Raw genomic sequence first — 21,382 nt, forward strand, 5'->3', positions numbered from 1 at the left:
AAAGAAATTAATTCAATTTATTGATCAACTCGTGATAGCGAACGCCATCAAATCCTGGAATAACCAGGTCGGCTCCTTTGAGACTTCCGGGGCTGCCGATACCAATGCAAGGCATACCACCGTTTTTAGCAGCTTCCACTCCGGCCTGTGCATCTTCAAAAACAACGCATTCGACAGGTTGAAGTCCAAGCTCTTTGGCCCCTTTCAGAAACACCTCAGGATCTGGTTTAGCCTTGGATACCTTCGTGCCATCGATAATGGCATCGAAATAGCGGGTAAGGTTTAACCCATCGAGAATCATACGGGCATTTTTACTGGCCGATCCGAGGGCGATTTTGATGCCCTTTTCTTTTAAATCGTCCAGAAACAAGTGCACGCCGGGGAGTATTTCCTCTGGCTCGAGTTTTTGAATGTACTCCACATACCAGTCGTTTTTCCGTGTAGCAAGTTCTTCCTGCTCGGCAGCAGTCTTACTTACACCGCCCAGTTCGAGCAAGATTTCGAGGGAGCGGACCCGGCTCACCCCTTTTAGTTGTTCGTTGTCTTCTTCGGTGAAATCGAAACCCATTTCATTCGCCAACCTTTTCCAGGCCAGATAATGATATTTGGCGGTATCGACAATCACACCATCCAAATCAAAAATGCATGCTTTAATGTTCATTACTTTTTAATTTAACCCTAAATCAATTGTTAACCCTATCGGGCAGGATTTTTGTCTTGCCTTTTGTATTAAGCTAAAAACACATAATTGACATAATTATGTGTTTTTAAGTGTTTTGTTCAATCTATAAAAAATCAATCACAGCAATTTACAGATTAGTGCCCACCGGAACCTTTAGCTACCTCAGCATTCTCCGAAGATTTGTCTTCGACAAAAGAAACCAAAAAGGCACCTATCACCATAATAATACCTGCCATTATCAGAATATAAATTCCCTGTCCGCCAAAGAAATTTCGGAGAATAGGTCCTCCAAATAATCCGCTGAGAATCTGAGGCACCACTACAGTAAGGTTAAATAGCCCCATGTAAATGCCCATGCGCTTGGCAGGAAGCGAGCCCGAAAGAATAGCATAAGGCATGGCCAAAATGCCTGCCCAAGCCACACCGATACCCACCATCGAGATAAGTAACATGTATTGGTTGTGAAAGAAAAAGGTTGAGATATAGCCAAGGCCGCCCAATAATAGGGAACCTGCATAAACCGTTTTCCGGCTGCTGCGGCGGATAAGCATAGGCATTAAGACAGAAAATATTGCTGCTACCAAACTGTATACTGCAAAACAAATACCTACCCAATTGCCTGCTTCGTCAAAAGCCCGGCGAACTGCATCGGTAGCTGATTCGGCATGATAATCGACCGGAACCCCAAAATAGTGCTGCGAAATAGCTGTAGTAGAATATACCCACATAAGAAACAGTGGAAACCACGAAAAAAGTTGCACCAAGGCAAGCTGACGCATGGCTTTGGGCATGTTTACCAGAGTTTTAAAAAAGCTTTCTTTGTGGGCTTTGTCGGCTTCGGTAATGTTGTTGTAAGCCTCAAATTCTTTGGGCGGGTGCTCTTTGGTTTTAAACACGGTAACCAGCACGCTCAGCAAGAGCAGCGATCCACCAATGTAAAACGACCATATTACTGAAGAAGCAACTTTACCTGATTCTGCTTCGTTCGAAACGCCAACGGCGGTAAGTATAAAAGGCAAGGCTGAACCGACCACCGCACCTACATTGATTAAGAAGCTTTGTACAGAATAACCGATGTTACGTTGTTCGTCTGGTGTCATATCGGCAACCAGGGCTCTGAAAGGCTGAAAAGTTACATTAAATGAGCCGTCCATCAGGGCCAGCATCACTACTCCAAAAGCCAGCGCACCGGCACCACCTGCTTTCACTACCAGCGGAGCATTGGGCATAAAAAACATGGCAACCATCGAAATAAGGGCGCCAAAAAGTATATAAGGCGAACGACGTCCTAAACGTGTCCAGGTTTTATCGCTTGCGGCACCTACAATGGGTTGTACCATGAGGCCCATAATCGGGGCCACCAACCAAAAAAATGAAAGATTATGTGGATCCGCACCTAAACTGGTTAATATCCGGCTGGCGTTGGCATTTTGCAATGCAAAACCGAATTGCACACCCAGAAAACCGAAGCTCAGGTTCCAGATTTGCCAAAACGATAATTTTGGTTTTGTAATCATTAGTTTTTAGATTTTTTTTATACTTTCTATTATAGCGATGCTATATTTAGTCGGGCGAAAGTAAGAACGGAATCCCTAATACACAAGAAATATTGACGAAAAATGCACCGTATAACTTTTAATGCCTATTGCAAACGTTTGCGGCGTAAGAAAAAATCTAGTTCTTTTATGGATTCTTCACTCTATTTTTTCGTCCTACTTGAACGATTTTCTGCTTCTTGGTAAAAACCAGAACCCGAATTCTTTGTTCTGAAGCAACTCAATACTAAAACAGACGGCAAACACTGCTAGGAATCCCTCAAAAATCCATTTTTCAATCGATTGAGGAAATATTTCCATTAATTGAAGCCAAATATGCAGCAAATTCACTTTCACCTCGTCTTTACAAGCAACACAAACATCAGAAATTATGAAAAAAATACATCTGTTCTCCTACACTTTACCCACTCTTTTTGTGGTGTTTTTGCTCGCACCAGCCTTTTTACAGGCCCAAGCAGAAAAACGAAATGTCGAAAATTTTAACCAGATCAGTTACAGTATTTCCGGAAAATTAATCCTTGTCCAATCCGAAAAGTACGAGCTCACACTGGAAGGTCAAAAGAGTGACCTAGAAAAAATTATTACACGAGTCGAAGGCAACACACTGGTCATTAAAACAAATGATTATGCTAACCTGAAAGATGAAGTGATTGTACGTGTAAGCCTTCCTCAACTCACCGAACTGAATTTGGCGGGTTCGGGTCATGTAATGGCAGGTTCGGCTTTTAAGGCCGAAGTCTTGGAGCTGATGGTTACGGGTAGTGGTAACATCGATTTTTCGGACTTACAGTGTAAAAGTCTTTCGGCAGAAGTAACTGGCTCGGGCAATATTCAAGCAAAAGGAAAAGCTGCAAATGCTTCGCTCGAAATTACTGGATCAGGCAATATTAACCTGGAACCCTTTGAAGTTTCTGAGGCAGAAGTTTCAATTACAGGGTCGGGGTCTGCTAGGGTTTATGCAATAGATAAGCTCGAAACCAACATTACCGGAAGTGGTAATGTGCGCTATAAGGGCCAGCCACTTATCGATGCCAATACAGTAGGCTCTGGTACCACACGGTCATTGTAATTCTTCCAAAATAACCTTGTCGATTCAGGTTCGGTGTCTTCTTTTAGAAGATTCCTGAATCGACAAGGGTTTATTATGCTTAGTTATCCAGTATTTCGAAAAGGTCATCGAGGTTGGGAGTGAGAATAATTTCAGTACGCCGATTTTTCTGTCTGGCTTCAGTAGTCTTTCCGGCACTAACAGGCATAAACTCGCCCCTTCCACTCGCTGTTAAGCGTTTGGGATTTATAGTTGAATTACTTGTTAAAATGCGTATAATCGAAGTAGCCCTACGCACGCTCAAATCCCAGTTGTCGACCAACTGCGAACCCGCTGCTACTGGCACATCATCGGTATGCCCTTCGATGGTAATGTTGATATCGGGATTTTGCTCAAGTACCACGGCCAGCTTCTTGAGTGCCGATACTCCCTTTGCATCGACGGTGGTACTGCCACTGCTAAAAAGTAATTGCTCGTCGAGCGAAATGTAAACTTTTCCATTTTTCTTTGTAACGGTAAGTCCCTGCCCCTCGAAACCCATCAGCGCAGCACTCACCTTTTGCTTGAGGGCATCGACCGCGGCATCCTTTTCTGCCAATTTTTTCTCCAGTTCGTTTAACCTTTTGGTGCGGGCTTCCAGCTCATCGGATACTTGTTGCAACTGCTGCCGTTCGCGGCTCAGTTTTTCAGAAAGCTGATTCAACTGGTCTTCGCGGGCATAAAGATCACTCTGGGTGGTTTGCAATTGCTGCATCAGACGGCGCGCTTCGGCATCACTTCCACTTACAAGGGCTTTGTGAGCCTGGTTGAGTTCATCGTAACGCTTGCTTAACTGGTTGTATTCGCCCTTCAGGCGTTTCATCTCTTCAGCCTCTTCGTAATGCGCCGCAACAGTGCGTTCGATTTCCTTTTCGAGTTCCGATTTTTTTGCTTTTAGTTCTGTGTTCTCCACTGTAAGTTTTTCGTTGGTGCCAAAAAGCTCGTCGCGCTCCTGTTGGGTGGTTTCTTTCTGCTGTTGCGACTCCTGATAAAGTTTGGGTGAAACACAAGAGGCAAAAAGCGCCAGGGTAGTAATATTTAAAATCAGCGTTTTTTTGAACATATGCAGTAGTTTTTAATCAACAATGGTTATTAGATTAGATCGTAAAAAGTACCCTTCTTATTGCGTGGTGAATTTACAACAAGAGAAAAATCTGCTCAAACTATCTGAATATTAATTATTAACTTTGTGCAATTTGCAAGCTATCACAAGTTGATGAACACTGCATATCCCATATTAAGTACCATCGATAGTCCCGATGATCTGAAAAAACTGGAAATCGAGCAGCTCGTGCAAGTATGCCAGGAGCTTCGACAGTTTATCATCGACGAGGTTTCATGCAACCCTGGGCATTTTGGAGCCAGCCTGGGAGTGGTGGAACTTGCAGTGGCACTTCATTATTCTTACCAAACACCTTTCGATAAAATTATCTGGGATGTAGGGCACCAGGCCTATGCCCATAAAATACTTACCGGACGTCGCGACAGCTTCCACACCAACCGCAAGTATGGAGGTATCAGTGGCTTTCCGAGCATGAGCGAAAGCGAATACGATGCCTTTGGCGTGGGTCACTCGTCTACCTCCATTTCGGCAGCCCTTGGAATTGCAGTAGCCGATAAAATATCCGGAACCAATCGCAATGTCGCTGCCATCATTGGCGATGGTTCCCTCACTGGGGGTCTTGCCTTCGAAGGCTTGAACAATGCCGGTTCGTCCGACACCAACCTCTTGGTGATTCTTAACGACAACAACATGTCGATTGACCCTGCCGTGGGGGCTTTGAAGGAATACCTGGTTGATATAACCACCTCGCGCACTTACAATAAACTCAAAAACGAGCTTTGGAACCTTTTCGGGGTAATTAACAAGGTAGCACCCCATGCGCGTGAATATGCCCAAAAACTCGAAAACGGAATAAAGTCGGCCTTGCTGAAGCAGAGCAATCTCTTCGAGTCTCTCAACTTTCGCTATTTTGGCCCGGTAGACGGACACGATGTAGTGCGGTTGGCCCAATTGCTGAACGACCTGAAGGAAATTCCCGGACCCAAGCTGCTGCATATACTTACCCTTAAAGGAAAAGGCTTTATAAGAGCAGAAGAAGATCAGACTAAATACCACGCACCCGGTGTATTTGACCGGCTGACAGGTGAAATTTTAAACCATACTCCGGAAGAGAATCTACCACCTCTCTACCAGGATGTATTTGGACATACGCTTTTGGAACTGGCCCGTAAAAACGAAAAAATTGTTGGCATTACACCTGCCATGCCCACAGGCTGCTCCTTAAAGATTATGATGGATGAACTCCCCGGACGCACCTTTGATGTCGGCATCGCGGAGCAACATGCCGTTACTTTCTCTGCCGGACTGGCCAGCCAGGGGCTGATCCCGTTTTGTAACATCTATTCCTCCTTTGCTCAACGGGCCTATGACCAGATTATTCACGACGTAGCCCTTCAGAAGTTGCCCGTAGTGTTTTGCTTCGACCGCGGCGGACTGGTGGGAAGCGATGGCCCTACGCACCATGGTGTATTCGACCTTGCCTATATGCGCTCCATTCCAAATCTTACCGTGGCAGCTCCTATGAACGAACACGAAATGCGCCACATGATGTATACTGCCCAAACCGGAAAGTACGGTGCACTTTCGATCCGCTACCCGCGTGGACGGGGCGTAATTACCCACTGGCGAAACCAGCCCGAAGAAATTGTGCCAGGCACTTCGCGCAGGCTCAGCGAAGGCAACGACCTGGCCATACTCAGCATCGGGCACATTGGAAATCTTGCCACAGAAGCTGTGAAAAGGCTTAAAAAAGAAGGTATAGACGTGTGCCATGTTGATATGCGCTGGGTAAAACCGCTTGATGAAGAAGAATTGCACCGCATATTTCAACAACACAAGCATATACTTACGGTTGAAGATGGCACGGTGCTCGGTGGATTTGGAAGTGCTATAGTCGAATTTATGGCCCATCACCAGTATAATGCCTTTGTAAAGGTATTGGGAGTACCCGATCAGTTTGTCGGACAGGGTACCCAACAAGAGTTATGGCGCGATTGCGGCATTGATGCAGAAGGCATTTTTCTGAGCGCCCTCAACCAGCTTAAAAAGCATAGGCTATCCAAGGCCATCTAAAATCAGGCTTAACCTTTCAACCAATAATCTCTTCACTTGAGCTGCGAATTGACCATGGCACCTTTTAGCAAGAAGGTTTCTAACTTATTGATGCATGCAGGTTTCAGAATAATTTTGCATTGAAACAATCAAATTTTCGTTGTGACTTGGTGGCTCTTTTTATTAGCCAACAAGACTAAAAGACACTAAGAATCACAAATAACCCTTCCCCTGGCTATAATTAACAGAGCCTTCTATCCATTGAATCCAAATAAACATCTGCGTAATAAAAAAAACATTGATTAATATCCTATTTTGATATACTTTTGTGGAACAAAGCTTAATAGGATGAAAACAGTATCTTTAAAAATAGACGATTCGATTTTTGGTGAAACCGAGAAAATACTGTCGCGAATTAAAAAGCCTCGTAACCGATATATAAATGAGGCCATTGAATATTACAATAAGTTTCAGCGAAAATTGATTCTTGAGAAAAAATTAAAACTGGAATCAGACATGGTTAAATCAGATTCATTGTCTGTTCTCAAAGACTTCGAGGAGATTGACTATGTCGGTTAAACAATACGAAATCTGGATTGCTGACTTAAATCCACAGATTGGAACAGAGCCAGGAAAAACCAGACCAGTGTTGGCTATTCAAACAAATTTGCTGAATAAAATTCCGCATCCCTCCACAATTGTTTGCCCAATTACAACCAACGTTAAAAAGGAATCTACGATATTAAGGGTCCACCTGAAGAAGGGTACTGCTAATCTTAATCAGCCCTGCGATATTATGATCGACCAAATCAGAGCCATCGACAACAAACGATTGACAAAAAAAGTTGGGGTTCTGCCTGATGAACTGATTGAGCTGGTAAAAGAAAATATTGCAATAGTGCTTGACCTCGAATAGACCATGCTCTAGCTCCACAAAGCGAACCATAAAAAATCCTACACAATATCTCACTCACATCGAATCAGATCTTCCAATCGGTTCCACTCCTCTTCCAGCATCCAGACCCCAGCAGAATAAGGCTGAAACTCAAAGCTTACTTTGCCCCGTTTGTTTACCCTAACAGTTTCTCCCGGCGATATGGCATTGATTAGCCTTTTGCCATAAAAAGCAGTGTAGTTATTGTCTAATTGAATGGTGCATTGAGCAGGCTTTGATTCGGTATTGCACAAGCTGAGAAAAGCTCCTGCGCAAGAGCCATTTCCTTTGCGGTAGGCTAAATACACCTGCTTAAAGACTGGAGATGTATCCGACACATGCACCATATCACCTCCCAGGCAATGCTTCCGTATGCGGAGCATTCGGTCAATTTCCTCCTTTAAACCCAGTGGAATAGTCTGTTCTTTCCGTTCCTGCGAGTATTCGATCTGTGTGTCGCCAAAATAGTGGTTGTAAAAGACACAGGGCTGAGGGGGAGCAAACAAAATATAGGCATAAGCCATGTGCCAATGGTTTACCAGCCACTTATCGCTTTCCTTGCCGGTATCGTGGTTGTCGGCAAAGCTCACCAGCCTGTTGGCCGGGAGTTTGTAAATGGGGTCGAACAAAAGGCCGGCTGTTAGCAATTTTCGCATATCGAAACTGCCGGTAGTATCGTTGCAGAGTTGTGTGAGTTCATACTTTAGCGGAAAATCGAATACTTTCAGCCGGGTACCTGATTGGCTGAGGCTATCGATCAAAAGCAGCCATTCGAAAATACGTTGTTTATTGTTTGTAAAATACTCGGCTACCATGGTGGCTTCCTGATTACTACTTTCCCAGACCCGGTTAATCCAATCGGCTAAAAACAGGGGCTCAACGCCCAACACAAAGTCGAAACGGTAACCATCGTACCCTATGCTGTCTCGCAACCATCGGCCCCAGTCCGAAAGCCTGTCGAGCACTTCGGGGTTATTGTGGTTCAGGTCGTGACCAAACCATTTCATGTTGGGCGAAACACGGTAATCGTCCATTCCGGTGCGTAAATAGCCATCGGGCATAGAGGGGTGAAAATGGCTGCTGTTCCAGCTTAATTGAGGCAAATCTGTTTTTTCGGCAAAGTTAATGGCTGTGGTAGTCAGTACCTCAAAATCAATGTCGCTGCTCTTAGGCCCTGAAAAAGGCTTTAGGGTAATAAAACGCGTTTGTTCGGTCCACTGATAGGCTTTGAGTTCCAGTAAATAATTGCGGGGCGACAAGATCAGGTACAAGCCCCCTGGAGTGGGGGTACGAAGCTTTACCAGCAGGTTTGAATCCACATCGGGTCCGAAACTGTAGGTATAACCCGGCACTATTTCCTGGCCTGTATATAACAATACCGAGTCGGAATGGTAGTTGAGCACCTCTGGCAGGCTGGAATGAACCGCCATAAAAAAACTGCCATCCCAGTGTTTCGAATAATCAGTTTGAAGGCTGCTTATTTCGAGCTCAATGTCTTCTGAAGCCACAGGAATAAACCACACGATTTCATTCAAGGGAAAGGGCTGATGCTTCATTAGTCTGTGTTCGGCGGCATGCATCACATAATGCTTCACTGCCGGATCCGGCGCAAAATCTTTTTGCTGGGTGCTGTAAATGTGGTTGAGAATAATATCGGCCACCAGGTGGATTGGCGGACCATTTAGGCTGTCGTGTGCCAGCCTTATCAGGTTCTGTAACTCGTTAAACGAACCAAAGCGGGTTTCGATTGTATTCACCTGATCATAATTGCCGAGGTCGTAATGGTCGTGCAGGCCATAACCCATATCTAGTATGCCCCAATTGCCCTTCGAAGGGGGAGGTAACCAGATTTCGGTAAAGCCTGCCTGCTTTAATTGTGGAATTCGGGCTGCCAGGCTGTCGTACCAGAAACCGTTTTTGGACTCCACATCCACAGGTACATCCCAGTAAAATCCCTGCAGCATGGCATCGCGTTGCGAGAAGACGGAGGAAAAGGCAAAGCATAAGAATAAAGTGGCGAAAATAGAATTGCGCATAAGAGAATGATTTTAAAAAATCGATTAGGCCCCGAAAATAGCGAAATAGGCTCAGGAGGGTATCTAAAAATCAAGCAAAAAGGTACGGATTTAGAAAATAGAGCCCGAATAACAAAAAATGTGCTTCGCGAAAAATTAAAAAAGGATTTCCTTATTCAGAGAGGGTTTTATAATTATCATTAAATAAACCCGATAAAAATGTTTCACTGCTAAAGGATAGAATGATCCTTAGTTTTAAACAGCTTGAATTTCCATTACTTTCGATTCGAAATCGTCGTTTGAAACCAAAGATTTGTTTTTCACCTTTGTTTTATAAGTGTAAATGGTGTTCAAAGAGTAATTAAGCACTTGAGCCAACTTCTCATTGTCTTTAATTCCAAGCCGTATAAGGGCAAAAATCCTTATTTCGGGACTAAGCATATGGTGCTCGTCCAAAACAAAACGGTCTTCGTCTTTAAAAAGCCTATTGAACTCCACCAGGAAATTGGGGAATATTTTCAAAAAGCTCTTGTCGAAATCGGCATACAGTGTTTCGCGTTCCATTTTAAGGTCTATGTTGCGCATAAGGTCGGCAATGTCCTGGTAACTATTGGTGGTAAGTTTACGTCCTACTGATTTCTTTAGCTTGTCAAATTTTTCGATATAGTCGGAATATACTTTAAAAAAGTGCCCGATGTATTCTTCCTTTATTCGGTTTACCTCATGTAAACGAAAGTTTGTCTGTTGAATGGCATCGTAAGAAAAGGCCAGGTCATTTCTTGTTTTTTTCAACCGTCTGATTTGTCGGAGAACCACTCCGGTTAAAAATAAAACCAGCAAAACCAATATGCTCGTGAGTATAGAATAACGTATCAATACCTGGCGCTGTTTCTGAGCAATTTTCATGCGTTCCTTCTCAATCAATGGAAGTATTTCGGAAATCTTAAGCTTCCGGTGACGAGCTTCATAAAAATAAGCATCATCCAGTGCAATGTTGACGTAGTTATACGCTCTTTCTACCTCCCCTTCCTGAAAGAGGTGTTCGGCAAGGTTTCGCAAAGCCGTTGTTTCTTTCGTCGAACTTCTTAGGTCGGCAATGGCAGACTGTGCCAGCATGAAATCTGCCTCGTTATGCTTACCCGAGAGACGATAGAGATGAGCCATACTCGAAGCCACCACAGCCATATCATGCTCCGAAAGAATGAACTCTGTGAGGAGATAATTGTAGGCACGCAGAGCATGGGTAATATTTCCAAGACGAAGGTTTTTTAAACCGATAAACAGGTAATAAGCTTGTGAACCTTCCGATGTAAACATTAAGGCCGAATCATAACATTCCTGACCTTCTTTTTCATACAGAGGTGTATAAAAGATATCCTGCGAATAGTCAGCCAGGTCGAAATAGGTACGCCCTAAAAGGGAAAAATAGGCTGCTCGAATGCTATCGCTAAGCTTTCTGGCATCTATTTTCAGAAGTGTATCGAGTGTTTCGGTAAAAAGTCCTGACGATAATAGCGTAAAACTCAGGTTAAGTTTCGCTGCGGCAATGCGCTCAGGGTTTTTCACCTGAAATGCATGTGCAAGCGTTTTGGTGGCATAGGCAAAGGCCGAATCGGAAATGAAATATTTATACTCATTGAAGAGCTTTTCGTCGTATTTATAACGGTAGTTGTTATCGGAGCTATATTTCTCAGCAATAAAACTTTTCTTTAAGGAGTCGATGCGATAAACCTTTTTCTGGTGATACAGATTTTTGTTGCTGATTTCTTCATCCAGCACACCTAGCAGGCTATCCAAGTTTTGGGCCTCGGAAAAGGATCCTAACAAATAGAATAATAAAATTATTAAAGCAATTTTTTGTATCATAAGGCCTTGACTGACAAAGGTAAATGTAAAAAAAAAATCGTTCGATTATGCTAAAACATGCATTGTGGTTTGTATCCCTACTACCAAGTAGGTCATGGTTAGATGTTGCAGATAAGTTTACTTTGTGTTAGCTTGGGTAACTACAGATTAAAATTTTGCGGCAACAAATCGGTTAGTTGGTTTACTTTATAGTTGGGTATAACTTCCAATACTTTTCTTAGCCATTCAAAAGGGTTTATATTGTTCTTTTTACAGGTGCCGAAGAAAGAATAGAACATGGCAGCCCTTTCAGCTCCTCTTTCGGAACCGGCAAACAGGTAATTCTTTCTGCCAAGGGCTATTGGTCGAATAGCATTTTCAGCCAGGTTATTGTCTATTTCCAATGAACCGTCATTTAAGTATGCCAATAAATTATCCCAACGAGGTATGCAATATGCCAGTGCTTTGCCTAAGGCCGATTTTGGCAATTCGGTTTTATATGTTTCAACTATCCACTTGCCCAATTCGTTGAGGATGGGCAGGGACTGGTCAAGCCTGAGCTGATGCCTTTGCTGCTGGGTAAGGTTTTCATCTCTGGCTTTTTGTTCTATGGTATAAAGTTTTTGGAACATGTCCATTGCATATTCAGCCCTGGGTTTATCGTAATCCAAAGCTTTTTCGAACCCACGCCGGGCATGCGCCATGCAATTTAGCAGGGTAATATGTTCTTTCTTCCCGAAAATGTCATACACATTATAACCATCGGTTTGCAAATATCCTTTGAAGTTTTTCAGGAGCCTTGCGGGCCCTTCCCGGGAGCGCCCGTTATTATAATCGAAAAACACCGTTTTTTCAAGCGGGCTGTAATATACCCAGTGGTAACCTCGGTGTGTTTTCCCCTTTTTCGTTTTGTCTAATACCTGAATAGGGGTTTCATCGACTTGTAAGTAGCCTTGCGAGAGCACCCTGTGTTTTAAGGTATCATAAAGTGGTTCCAGTAAATTACATATCGATTATCTTCGATGAGCTCCACTTCGTTCCGGTTCCTGCCAGCCATTAAGGGTCGAGGATGGCATGTGAATGCCTTCTCTTTTAAACCGTTCTATTTGCCTGTAAATAGGCAGGTGGTCTACAAACTTATCAACCATGATCTGTGCCAGTAAACCGGGCCCTGCTATTCCTTTTTCGATAGGAAAGGTTGGCAGGTCGGCTATAATGCCTACATGGTTTAAAGCAGTTTCATCGGTTGGCTTTATGTATCTTGGACGGATAAACCGTTTGATGTATAGTTTGGCCGGGACAAGTTCCAGTTGGTCGGTAACCTCTTTGCCAATGCACTTAAGTCCGGTGGTGTCTTCTTTAGGCTCTATAACTATCTCTTCAACTGGTAAATGTGATGGCAGGGGCAGCCTTCCCGGATGTTCCCTGTGGGTGCTTTTCGAACGTACATAACTGATAACCTCCTGCTCTTTTTCAGGGGCTTCTTCCACTTTCACATCAAAGGGCAAGGTAAGTTGGGCTTCGTCGGCGTTGCGGATGAACCTTTCTCTCTTTGCCCCGAAAAGCAAGCGGTTCATCTGATCAATCTGGAACTGCATCTGGCTGATTTGTGACTCCAGATGGCTTATCTGCGATTCTTGTTTTTTGTTTATCTCAACAAGCTCTTGGAAACTTATATTTTCGGGTGTCAAAGTCATGCCTCAAAACTATAAAAATAGCTTTGCAGTAAAGGTTTTTGCCCACCTTTGTTATTCACTATGTTTCAAGGCTTTGTTAATAAATATCAGGAAACCAGGCTTGGCTGGTATTGCTTTCTTCGTTGGATGTTTTTTATACTTAACCCATCCACTATCATTACCATTTGGGTATAGCCTATGGTTATGCTGCCAACGTTGGCATCGTAGCTTGGAAGTTCGAATGTGCCTTTCTCAAGCCTTTTGTAATAAAGTGTAAAACTAATGCCCTGCCAGTGCAATAGCTTTATCTTATTTCGCTGCTTATTGATGAATATAAAAACATCCCCACTACATGGGTTGTTTTCCAGGTTGTTTTGCACCAGTCCGGCCAGGCCATCAAAACTCTTGCGCATGTCGGCCAGGTGGGTAGTGATAGTTTGAGGTATATGTACAGGTATAAATGACTTAGTTGATACTGGTTTTTTACCATGCCTATCCTTCTGGTATTTATTAACCCAGTACTTGAAGGTACTATAGGAAAGATGGTTTTGATTACAATAGTTTTTCTGCGATATCCCGCTTTCTTTCCATAGCTCTATTGCCATGTACATCTCTTCCTGTGTATACTTCTGGTTCTTTCTCATACCCCAAAAGTATACCCTGGCTATATATTTTTATATACCTGTTTGGTAGTGGGGATACTGTGGTTTACTAAGAAATAGAAATTTGCAATAAACTGCCTCTAAGAAATAAAAAACAGGAAATAAAAAAAGGCTGCCGGACCAAAGTCTCGGCAGCCTCGAATGAAACCTACCCTACGCTGAGAAGGGATCTTTCAATTAGTTTTTCGTAAGCGTGTAGGTATTGGTAATTGTATTCAATGTTACAGTGTAGTTACCAGCAGAAGGAATACTGATGTTACTACCACCTGGCTCAAGTGAACCATCAGCACCATTATCGCCAAGGTTCACATCCCATCCGTCGTTGGCTCTGAATTTGCAAGATGCAGCAGTCAGATTCAAAGTAACTGTAAATACACCATTGGTAGCATCCCAAGTCATATCGGTGTCAGTATCCCAACCACCAGGAGTGCCGTCTCCAATTAAACCCCAGCGATTAGCGCTATATTTATAATTGTTAGGAGTACTTAAATCCAGAGTGATATCGTAATCAGCTACTACTGAATTTGAAATATTAGAACCGCCAGCTTCTAAACTGCCATTGGCACCATTATCACCATAATTGATATCCCAACCATCATTGGCACGGAATTTAAATGATCCGGCATTTAAACGAACCGCTCCTCTCCAGGTTTGCGAAGCAGGATTGTAAGTTAAGTTTTGGTCAGAATCCCATCCACCTGCAGTGGCATCGCCAATTACTCCCCAGGCAGTTGAAACCGCAGTATAGGTAAGAGCGATAAGGTCTACATTAATTTTGTAGTAGCCCCCAGGTAATACTATATTAGCTCCTGGACGGTCCAGAGTGCCATCGCCGCCATTGTCACCATAGTCATTGTCCCAATTTTTAGCCATAGTGAACTTAAACTCGTTGTTGCTTGGAGCCGACATATAGATATAACCTTCAAGGTTATCGGGCCATAAAGCTAAGTTGTTTTCGATATATGGAGCTTCCGCAGGATTCCAGTTCGAATAATTTCCAACAGGATAGCTCGCATCCACATAACTACCAGGTAAATACCAGATTATGATATTTGCAACAGTTGTAAACTCAATTGTATTACCATAGGCAGTACCAGTGCTATTTATCGCATACGCTCTGATGAAATAGGTAACACCTGCTTCTAAACCAGTTAAACTGGCAGAAATGGTTCCTGTACCGTCGGCCGCATCAGTAATTACATTGTCACCAGCGTCAGGATCTGCAGAAGTACCCCAGTAGAAACCTCTTTCTGTCACATCCGCACCACCTGTATAAGGTACGTTACCATAAACATTAGCAGATACTTTTGTAATGGCAGTAACACTATCGGTAGAAACTACAGGTAACCCTACTAAAGTGGTAAAGCTTAACTCTTCGCTATACGCAGTTCCAATCCTATTAGTGGCATAGGCACGCACGTAGTAAGTAGTACCACCCACAAGGCCTCTTAAGCTATGAGTAAACGCACCAATACTATCGCCATTCACAGAAACAAAAACACCTTCTTCTGCATCCACAGTAGGATTAGCTGACATACTCCAGCAAAGACCTTTGGCTGTTACAGTTGATTTTCCATCATAAGGAACATCACCACCACTTGTAGCAGATGTATCTCTGATAGCAGTAATTTCATTGATGGTAACTGTAGCCACATTGGCAAGTGTGGTGAAGCTGGTATCGGCACCATAAGTAACTGCACCGCTTGAATTGATTACATATGCTCTGGCATAATATTTTGTTAAATGTTCGAGATTAGTGGCAGTTACCCAGTATACGGCACCCTCAGGATCCTCAATACTTGCAGTACCATGCTCAATTGTTGGGTTGGCTGCTGTATCGTAGCAAACTCCATACTCAACAAATGAACCAGCAACCACAATGCCACTAAGTTCGGCACTGGTGGAAGTAATATTACGAACTCCCCATGTATCATTTTGATCAGGTAGCTTCGCTGTCGTCTCTTCGTCTTGGCAGGATGTTACAAAAAACATCACAGCCAACAAAGAAAAAAGAATATTTAGATTTTTAATTTTCATAGTATTTATTTTTTAGATTAAATCAACCTGCAAACCTTCGTTTGCAGGTTGAATCATAAAGTTATGGTTGTGGAACAATTTCGTAGTAACCTTCAGCATCGTTATAAATGGTGAAATAAATAGTGTAGGTACCAGCAGTAATTGGTATATCGTTTCCAACTCCTCCTTGCTGCAGTGGTCCTTCCATACCAGCGGTACTTCCCTGAAGTAATCCCATATTCCATGACCATCCGTCATTTCTTCTGAACTTAAAGAAGCCATCAACCATAGTCATGGTTATATACCACTTGCCAAGTTCAGCATTGTAATCCATATCTGTATCACTAGCCCATCCAGTTGGTGTTGCATTGCCAATAATACCAATAAAATAAGGTACAAACTCGTAGGTGAGGACTGAAGGATTAATATCAGCAGTCAGGATATACCAGCCACCTGGATCATCAGGTGCCACAATGCCGTCTCCATCAACAACAAGACTACCAGCTTGGCCGCCATAAGATGTTCCTGTTTCAGGATCATTTAAAGTAAATGGAAAACCAGCAAGGGCTTTTACAAAACCAGAATAGATGCCGTCGCTCAATGGAGAAATGATTTTTTGTGCGAAACTGGCGCCCACTAAGTCTAAACGCATAAAACCAAAGGTAGTAGTGCTCTCTGAACTTATTTCAGAGGTATACTCGAAAGGATCAGTACCTGAACCGGGAGCATTTGTACCGGCATCTACTACCAAAACACTACGTAGTCTTAATTCTGTTGCATAGGTTGTATCGCCTTTGAAACCATTACCCAACAACAATTGATTTAGGCCTGCAACTGTGATGGCCATTGTATCAGGATTAACACCTGACCAAACCAGAACAGGATCAGCAAAATTCGTACCTGCAATGCCAATTTCAAGATAGTACAGAGCAGAGGCGGTAAAGCCAGGATCAACAGAAGTGCCGAGAAATAATAGAGTCTCGCCGCCATTTGCTCTTTCGAGAGTTAAATCTGGAATACTTACTAGTGCAGGTGCAACTACAGTATTCACTGTTACTTTATCTCCTTCTTTTTCGCAACTAAAAAACAGGGTTGCGAAAGCCAGGAATATTAATACTATATTCTTATTCATTTTATTCGAATTTGTTTATTAATAACCTTGATTTTGCTTGATATTCGGATTGGCTGCGATCTCATCACCTGGAATAGGGAAAAGATTACGATAAGAAGCTGTTGCAACACCTTCGAATGTATTTCCTTTCCACTGCCAGTGATAGTTGCCATCAGTAAACTGTCCAAAACGAACCAAATCGGTACGCCTTTGTGCTTCGTAATAAAACTCACGTCCACGTTCGTTAAGAATATCAATTAAAGTAACAGAAGCGAAATTACCACTGTTATCACCATAGGCTCTTTCACGTATCGCATTCATATCACTAAGGGCAGCAGCAGAACCATTTAACCGGAAGTTGGCTTCTGCACGCATCAGGTAAGCATCGGCCAGGCGGAAAATCGGAAAATCTGTACTCGCAAATGCACCATTGTAAGTAGCCGGAAGTGTGGTGTCGGAATTTCGGGCAGTAAACTTATGGACTCCGATACCAAAGTCGCCGCTAGCGGTAGGACTAGGTATATTGATTGCTCTTTTCTGACGTAAAAGTACACGATTGTCAGGGCTTTGCAGAAAAGTTGTATCTGCCAGATCCACAGGATTTCCACCATAAGTGGCGAGAGTGTCAACTAAGATATTCATGAAATCAGCACGGGTTCTGTTTCCGTTCCAGTTGGTATTCACTGTTAAACCAGCATAAAATTCTGCGGTCTGATATACTGCATCACAACTAGATTCAATAATAAAGGTGGTTCCCACATAACCCTGAGTATTGACACCATCGTATTCTATAGCGAAGATCATTTCCTGGTTATCAGGAAAATTATTGTCGGCACTAAAGTTTTGACGGTAGTTAGTAGACAGTTCAAAAACATCTGAATCAATTACTTCCGTACATACCTCGATAACTTTTTGCCACTGAGCAGTACCTGTATAAACCTCGGCATTCAGGTAGGTGCGGGCGAGCAACATCAAAGCAGCCTCTTTTGATGCTGTGGATGAATGTTCAATGCTTGGAAGTACATCAACAATTGCTTCCAATTCAGAAATAATGTAAGCATACACTTCGGCTCTGGGTTTTTGTACAGGGTAAAATTTTCCAACACCATCAGCTTCAGTAGTAAAAGGAGGGTTACCGAATAAGTCGATTAACCAGTAATAGGCTAGTGCTCTTAAAAACCGGGCTTCGGCAATATATACATCCTTATCTGGATGTCCTATTTCATTTACCTGGTTAATAAAATCATTCGAATAGGTTACACTCAGACTTAAACGCTGATAAAGCGCAGTTAAGAAAGGGTTGGCAGGAGTCCAGGCTTGCGTATTTAAATCAGCGATACCAGCATCACCCCATGCACAAATTGCCTCGTCGGTTGTTATTTCCTGAAGGTTCCAGAGTGCCCTGATTGTTGTAAAAAAGTTAGCATCAGGTGCAGTTATATCTTCCGGAACGTTAGCAACACTCTGTCCAGATACTGAAAAGCTTGCATATACTTTTGCCAGTACCTGTTCCATGTATAATTCTTGGTCCCCCAGGTTTCCTGAAAGTATCAGGCTTGGATCTTTAGGAGTAACATCCAAATCTTTAACACATGATGCAACCATCAGTGCTGTAAGAATTAAACTAAATATTGTATATTTTTTCATATCACTTGTATTATCTGTCACAAATTAAAATATTAAACTTAAGCCCATTGTATAAGTGCGTGGTCTCGGATAGAAATTGTTATCAAGACCCGGAACATTAACGTTATTTGTTAGAGAGAATGGCACTTCAGGGTCTAATCCAGAGTATTCGGTAAGTGTAAATACATTGTTTACAGTTACGTTTAACCTCAAGTTGACCTTGCTGCCGCCAATTTCATTGAAATTATAACCGGCACTCAGATAATCCATTTTAAGGAATGATGCATTTTCCACGAAATAATCGCTGGTAAACTGACGTTTAATAAATCCGGTTTCGTCAAGAGCCTTAGGCTGGTTTCTCCAATAACCAATTTGTTGCATTTGGTCGAAGGATGCACCTGAAGCAACCCGATTTAGAACATAGTTGCCAATATTTGCACGCAAAGATGATGAAATATCAAAATCTTTGTAGGTAAAGCGGAAATTTAAACCCATAATATAATCCGGAGCAGGATTCTGATAGATATATTTATTATCAGCATCCCCTGCAATGGCACCACCTTCACCTGCAAGGTCAACATATAATCCTTCAATTGGGTTACCTTCTGCATCGTACACCTGCTGGTTCATGAAGAATGAGTAAGGGGCTTCACCAACCGCTGTTATCTGGTTTAATCCGGTGAAAGCATCGCCATACAAAATGCCTGGAAAATTTGGATCCTCGGAAAGAATCAACTTGGTAACCTCAGTCTGGTTGTAGGTCAAGTTAAAACCTAAATCCAAAGCCATATCTTTTTTTGAGATTACTAAAGAGTTTACAGTAAATTCAATACCCTGGTTTTCAAGACTACCCACATTGGTATAAAGGGTATTCGAGAAGTTGCTACCACTGGGTATTACGGTCCGGTTCAGAAGGTCATCGGTAATCCGTTTGTAAACATCAATAGTACCATTGATACGTCCATCAAGAAATCCGTAATCAAATCCAACATTCAATGTTGTTGTTTCTTCCCATTTAATATCCGGATCGTATGCATCAGGACGTAAGGTAGGTATATAACGTCCGTTATGGTAATAATAACTACCAATTTCAGATTCCCTGTAAAGAGCTTGCGCCGGGTAATCATTGTCGGTAATGTCTTGTTGTCCGGTTTTACCCCAACCTAAACGAAGCTTCAGATCAGAAATTCCATCGGCATCTGCCAAAAATGATTCCTCTTTAATTTTCCAGGCAAAAGCTACTGATGGAAAAAGACCCCACTGATTTTCTTCAGCAAAACGTGAAGATCCGTCGTACCTAACAGTACCCGTAAACAGGTATTTGTTCATTAAAGAGTAATTTAACCTGCCAAAGAACGACACCAGATAGTTTTCAGTAATAAATTTAGAGCTATCTGATGGTTCTTGGTAAGGATGTTCTGCATCAATTATCTGACGAGTGTAATTGTCTCCCTCACGAGAAAAATGTTGCCATGAATACCCAGCAGTTACATTAATATTCTGATTTGGGGTAATATCACTTGCATAATTAAGATAGAAATCTAACAGATCGTTCGTATTTATATTCGAATAATCATTTAAACTCCCATTACTAAGAGGTGCGATAAGATTTGTGGGTGATGTTATGGGACGATTATTATGTCCTTCACTTGAAGTGTAGTCGGTAGCAACATTCAACACAGCCTTAAGTCCTGATACAAATGGCATCGTGTAGTCAACCTGGAAATTTCCAACAAAACGGTTCACATCAGACTTGTTATCAGTTTCTAGAGCTTGTTGAACAGGGTTTACTGTACCAAGGTTGGCTCCATAATTTTCCCATTGAAAATACCCTCCACTTTCAGGATTACCATCAAATACCGGTTGTGTAGGATCCATAGCAACTGCATTTCCAACAGCACCTGCATCGCCAAAATTGTTATTGGTATTCATGAATTTTGCATTCACATTCAATTTTAACGATTTATTCAGGAAAGATGGGTCAAGGGCAATACTGGCAGTCATTCTTTTCATGCCAGTATTCTCGAGAATACCTTGTTGGTCTGTATAACCAATGGAGGCCCTATAAGGCAGAATATCATATGAACCAGAAACGTTTAAATTGTGATCCTGAGAATATGCCGTACGGAAAATTTCTTCTTGCCAATTAGTGTTTTCGGTTCCTAACACGTCAAAAACTGCGGGATCATATATATCTCTATGTTCGTATGCTCTTTGACGTAGCTCATCACCTGAATAAACATCTAGATACTCAATAGGATGTGAGATAGAAAAATTGCCAGAATAACCCACTTTTAATGGACTTCCTTCCTTACCCTTTTTAGTTGTGATAAGGATTACGCCGTTTGAAGCACGTGATCCATAAATAGCAGTAGCAGATGCATCTTTCAGCACAGTAAAAGTTTCAATATCATTTGGGTTAACAAACGAAAAAATATTCGAACTACCATTCGCATCTCTGTTTGAAATTGGAACTCCATCCACAATAATCAATGGATCGTTAGAGGCATTAAGAGATGAGCCTCCGCGAATACGAATTGTTGAACCGCTTGTTGGAGCTCCACCACCAGTTGTAATTACAAGACCGGCAGTTTTACCTACCATAAGTTGTTCAGGTGTAGTAATGTTACCTTTGTTAAAATCTTCTGCACCCACTACAGCAACAGATCCTGTAAGATCTTGTTTTTTAACTGTACCGTAACCAATTACAGTTACTTCTTCGAGTGCCTGTAGATCAGGCATTAACACTACATTCACTGTTGATTCTGTTCCAACAGCAATTTTTTCAGTAAGAAACCCAATAAAAGAAATAACTAGAAAGTCGCCTTCTTTTGCTTGAATCTCAAATTTGCCATTCATATCGGTAGTTACACCGGTGGTTGTACCTTGAATAATAACAGTTGCACCTGCTAAGGGTTCTTCTGTATTACCATCGGTAACATTGCCGGAAATAGTCCGCTCTTGAGAAAAGGCAGTAATAACAATAAACGTACTGCATAACACGAGCAGTAGTTTACGAATAGGTTTAAATCTTCTCATGGTTAAATAATTAAATAA

General features: G+C 42.3%; 14 protein-coding genes and 1 pseudogene. 4 read left to right on the forward strand and 11 right to left on the reverse strand.

The features are described from left to right. Positions 1 to 7 precede the first annotated feature (7 nt). A complete protein-coding gene (gene pgmB, locus IPM71_06530) occupies positions 8 to 661 on the reverse strand; it encodes a beta-phosphoglucomutase (protein QQS52385.1) in 654 nt (217 codons plus the stop codon). Positions 662 to 816: 155 nt separating this feature from the next. Further along, the gene (locus tag IPM71_06535; GenBank protein QQS52386.1) at positions 817 to 2,199 is read right to left on the reverse strand and encodes an MFS transporter; all 1,383 of its coding nucleotides are present in this window, start codon (positions 2,197 to 2,199) and stop codon (positions 817 to 819) included. A 409-nt stretch (positions 2,200 to 2,608) separates the two neighbouring features. Between IPM71_06535 and IPM71_06540 the strand changes: the two genes are divergently transcribed. After that, positions 2,609 to 3,307, forward strand: a complete 699-nt coding sequence (locus IPM71_06540) for a DUF2807 domain-containing protein (GenBank protein ID QQS52387.1) — start codon at positions 2,609 to 2,611, stop codon at positions 3,305 to 3,307. Between the two features lie 79 nt (positions 3,308 to 3,386). Here the strand turns inward: IPM71_06540 and IPM71_06545 are convergent, their stop codons facing one another. Beyond that, a complete protein-coding gene (locus IPM71_06545; protein QQS52791.1) occupies positions 3,387 to 4,148 on the reverse strand; it encodes an OmpA family protein in 762 nt (253 codons plus the stop codon). Between the two features lie 393 nt (positions 4,149 to 4,541). Between IPM71_06545 and IPM71_06550 the strand changes: the two genes are divergently transcribed. From IPM71_06550 to IPM71_06560, 3 genes are all read left to right on the forward strand, one after another. Next, positions 4,542 to 6,461 carry a 1-deoxy-D-xylulose-5-phosphate synthase gene (locus IPM71_06550; GenBank protein ID QQS52388.1) on the forward strand — a complete coding sequence of 640 codons (1,920 nt, stop codon included), beginning with the start codon at positions 4,542 to 4,544 and terminating at the stop codon, positions 6,459 to 6,461. 327 nt (positions 6,462 to 6,788) lie between these two features. Continuing rightward, on the forward strand, positions 6,789 to 7,019 hold the full coding sequence (locus IPM71_06555; GenBank protein ID QQS52389.1) for a hypothetical protein: 231 nt from the start codon (positions 6,789 to 6,791) through the stop codon (positions 7,017 to 7,019). Beyond that, positions 7,009 to 7,356 carry a type II toxin-antitoxin system PemK/MazF family toxin gene (locus IPM71_06560; GenBank protein ID QQS52390.1) on the forward strand — a complete coding sequence of 116 codons (348 nt, stop codon included), beginning with the start codon at positions 7,009 to 7,011 and terminating at the stop codon, positions 7,354 to 7,356. The genes IPM71_06555 and IPM71_06560 overlap by 11 nt, the downstream gene beginning before the upstream one ends. A 50-nt stretch (positions 7,357 to 7,406) precedes the next feature. On the opposite strand, the gene IPM71_06565 is transcribed toward IPM71_06560, so the two are convergent. The 8 genes and pseudogenes from IPM71_06565 to IPM71_06600 all read right to left on the reverse strand — a co-directional run bounded on the left by IPM71_06565 (position 7,407) and on the right by IPM71_06600 (position 21,364). Continuing rightward, positions 7,407 to 9,410, reverse strand: coding sequence for a hypothetical protein (locus IPM71_06565; GenBank protein QQS52391.1), 2,004 nt, complete (start codon positions 9,408 to 9,410; stop codon positions 7,407 to 7,409). Between the two features lie 234 nt (positions 9,411 to 9,644). Beyond that, positions 9,645 to 11,186: a tetratricopeptide repeat protein gene (locus IPM71_06570; GenBank protein ID QQS52392.1), complete on the reverse strand. Its 1,542-nt coding sequence runs from the start codon at positions 11,184 to 11,186 to the stop codon at positions 9,645 to 9,647. Positions 11,187 to 11,395: 209 nt separating this feature from the next. Beyond that, positions 11,396 to 12,931, reverse strand: a pseudogene (locus IPM71_06575) (IS66 family transposase). Between the two features lie 86 nt (positions 12,932 to 13,017). Beyond that, positions 13,018 to 13,554: an IS66 family insertion sequence element accessory protein TnpB gene (gene tnpB / locus IPM71_06580; GenBank protein ID QQS52393.1), complete on the reverse strand. Its 537-nt coding sequence runs from the start codon at positions 13,552 to 13,554 to the stop codon at positions 13,018 to 13,020. Between the two features lie 195 nt (positions 13,555 to 13,749). Then, entirely contained in the window at positions 13,750 to 15,609 is a 1,860-nt protein-coding gene (locus tag IPM71_06585; GenBank protein ID QQS52394.1) for a SusF/SusE family outer membrane protein, read from the reverse strand. Positions 15,610 to 15,670: 61 nt separating this feature from the next. Beyond that, positions 15,671 to 16,720: a SusE domain-containing protein gene (locus IPM71_06590; GenBank protein QQS52395.1), complete on the reverse strand. Its 1,050-nt coding sequence runs from the start codon at positions 16,718 to 16,720 to the stop codon at positions 15,671 to 15,673. An 18-nt stretch (positions 16,721 to 16,738) separates the two neighbouring features. Further along, the gene (locus IPM71_06595) at positions 16,739 to 18,346 is read right to left on the reverse strand and encodes a RagB/SusD family nutrient uptake outer membrane protein (GenBank protein QQS52396.1); all 1,608 of its coding nucleotides are present in this window, start codon (positions 18,344 to 18,346) and stop codon (positions 16,739 to 16,741) included. A gap of 24 nt (positions 18,347 to 18,370) precedes the next feature. Continuing rightward, positions 18,371 to 21,364, reverse strand: coding sequence for a TonB-dependent receptor (locus IPM71_06600; GenBank protein QQS52397.1), 2,994 nt, complete (start codon positions 21,362 to 21,364; stop codon positions 18,371 to 18,373). Between the last annotated feature and the right edge of the window lie 18 nt (positions 21,365 to 21,382).

Source organism: Bacteroidota bacterium, assembly GCA_016699695.1.
Classification (GTDB): domain Bacteria; phylum Bacteroidota; class Bacteroidia; order Bacteroidales; family UBA10428; genus UBA10428.

Coding starts and splice junctions, on each gene's coding strand:
- pgmB (QQS52385.1), bottom strand. CDS start 661: ATGAACATTAAAGCATGCATTTTTGATTTGGATGGTGTGATTGTCGAT.
- IPM71_06535 (QQS52386.1), bottom strand. CDS start 2,199: ATGATTACAAAACCAAAATTATCGTTTTGGCAAATCTGGAACCTGAGC.
- IPM71_06540 (QQS52387.1), top strand. CDS start 2,609: ATGAAAAAAATACATCTGTTCTCCTACACTTTACCCACTCTTTTTGTG.
- IPM71_06545 (QQS52791.1), bottom strand. CDS start 4,148: ATGAAACGCCTGAAGGGCGAATACAACCAGTTAAGCAAGCGTTACGAT.
- IPM71_06550 (QQS52388.1), top strand. CDS start 4,542: ATGAACACTGCATATCCCATATTAAGTACCATCGATAGTCCCGATGAT.
- IPM71_06555 (QQS52389.1), top strand. CDS start 6,789: ATGAAAACAGTATCTTTAAAAATAGACGATTCGATTTTTGGTGAAACC.
- IPM71_06560 (QQS52390.1), top strand. CDS start 7,009: ATGTCGGTTAAACAATACGAAATCTGGATTGCTGACTTAAATCCACAG.
- IPM71_06565 (QQS52391.1), bottom strand. CDS start 9,410: ATGCGCAATTCTATTTTCGCCACTTTATTCTTATGCTTTGCCTTTTCC.
- tnpB (QQS52393.1), bottom strand. CDS start 13,554: ATGAGAAAGAACCAGAAGTATACACAGGAAGAGATGTACATGGCAATA.
- IPM71_06585 (QQS52394.1), bottom strand. CDS start 15,609: ATGAAAATTAAAAATCTAAATATTCTTTTTTCTTTGTTGGCTGTGATG.
- IPM71_06590 (QQS52395.1), bottom strand. CDS start 16,720: ATGAATAAGAATATAGTATTAATATTCCTGGCTTTCGCAACCCTGTTT.
- IPM71_06595 (QQS52396.1), bottom strand. CDS start 18,346: ATGAAAAAATATACAATATTTAGTTTAATTCTTACAGCACTGATGGTT.
- IPM71_06600 (QQS52397.1), bottom strand. CDS start 21,364: ATGAGAAGATTTAAACCTATTCGTAAACTACTGCTCGTGTTATGCAGT.